This is a genomic window from Pseudomonas sp. HY2-MNA-CIBAN-0224, from assembly GCF_040310285.1.
Lineage (GTDB): Bacteria > Pseudomonadota > Gammaproteobacteria > Pseudomonadales > Pseudomonadaceae > Aquipseudomonas > Aquipseudomonas helleri.
This window is the reverse complement of the sequence record NZ_JBEOPQ010000916.1, coordinates 1-235: the sequence shown is the minus strand read 5'-3', so window position 1 is coordinate 235 and position 235 is coordinate 1. Positions and strand designations below refer to the sequence as shown.

Annotated in this window: 1 protein-coding gene; it reads right to left on the bottom strand. The window is 46.0% G+C overall.

What is annotated here, in order from left to right; genetic code table 11:
• Positions 1-235 (bottom strand): THUMP domain-containing protein (locus tag AAEZ03_RS28915; protein ID WP_350583442.1); only part of this gene is annotated, 235 nt, incomplete at both ends.

Sequence of the window (235 nt, the reverse complement as noted above, 5' to 3'; positions counted from 1 at the left end):
ACGTTAGGGCGGCTGTCATAAACTTCATTAAAGGTATCAGCAATCGCATCTTTGATACGTAGCATGGCAAACTGCTGGCTGACAGCGACGCGTTTGTCGACAGACAGACGAATGGCAAAGGTTTGCTCAAGTTTAAACTGCTCCGTCCAATTGACCGACTTCGCTAAGCCATAAAGCTGCTCTGCCACATCATACTCGGCATTAATATTTCTGCGTTTAATCAGCATCAATACCC